Origin of the sequence: Pseudoalteromonas sp. K222D (assembly GCF_017653575.1) — a bacterium.
GTDB classification, from domain to species: domain Bacteria; phylum Pseudomonadota; class Gammaproteobacteria; order Enterobacterales; family Alteromonadaceae; genus Pseudoalteromonas; species Pseudoalteromonas nigrifaciens.
Window position 1 is genome coordinate 1 of record NZ_JAGGDL010000089.1, and the last position, 1,175, is coordinate 1,175.

Sequence of the window (1,175 nt, forward strand, 5' to 3'; positions counted from 1 at the left end):
CGTTTAAAAACAACACCCGATATTAACGCTAAAATGGCGCAATATGCGGGAAATTGTCGATTCTTGTGGAATAAAGCCTTAGCGATTAACTTATTTAAGTTACAGAATAAACAAAAAATTTGCTACTACCAAGAGTTGGATTTCTTTTCCAAACTTTGGAAAAAAAGCGAGGAGTATGGCTTTTTAACACTATCGCCCGCACAAACTATCCAACAAACATTAAAACAGCTTGAACGCGCCTTTAAAGACGCATTCGATAAAAACCAACCACTCAAACGGATGCCTACTTTTAAGAAAAAAGGAGAGGTGAATAGCTTTAGTTTTCCTCAAGGCTTTAAAATCGACAAGAATGGGAAACGTATTTTTTTACCTAAAATCGGTTGGGTTAATGTTAGAAAAAGCCAAGCTATTTTAGGAAAAGCTAAAAACGTCACTGTTTCACAAAAAGGAAAGCACTGGTTTGTTTCAATCCAAGTTGAACAAGAAGTAGCACCACCTAAGCACCCATCAAACGCCATGATTGGCGGAGATTTAGGCGTGAAACGCCTAATTACCCTTTCTGATGGTAGTTTTGTGGAGCCGATAGATACCAGCAAACAGACAATCAGGATCAAACGATTACAGAAGCAACTTGCTAGAAAAGTGAAATTTTCAAGTAACTGGAAAAAATTAAAAGCAAAGATCACAACATTTCATACGAAAGTTGCCAATATTCGTCATGACAAATTACATAAGATCTCAACACAGTTGAGCAAAAGCCACGCAATCATCGTGCTAGAAGATCTTAAAATTAGAAATATGACGAAAAACAGCAAAGGCAACAGTGAGCAGCATGGAAAAATGGTGAAACAAAAATCTGGCTTAAACCGCGTCATTCTCAATCAAGGATGGGGAATGTTTAAAGAAATGCTGAAATATAAGCAGGATTGGCTCGGCGGTCAGGTTATTTTTGTTGATCCGAAACATACCAGTCAAACGTGTCCGGCGTGTGGTCATCAATCAAAAGATAACCGATTAACGCAGTCTAAGTTTGAATGTGCGAAGTGCGGTTATCAAGATAATGCGGATCATGTTGGCGCATTAAATATTTTAGCGCGAGGTCATCGCGTTCTAGCCTGTGGAGAGATTGACATTAGTCAGCTTGTTGAAGCAGGAACTTGCCTTATGAGTGATCA

Annotated in this window: 1 protein-coding gene; it reads left to right on the top strand. The window is 38.6% G+C overall.

From position 1 onward, the window contains the following. Nucleotides 1–1,175, top strand: a 1,175-nt coding sequence (locus tag J5X91_RS17980) for an RNA-guided endonuclease TnpB family protein (RefSeq protein WP_208835393.1), incomplete at both ends; no start/stop codon positions are given.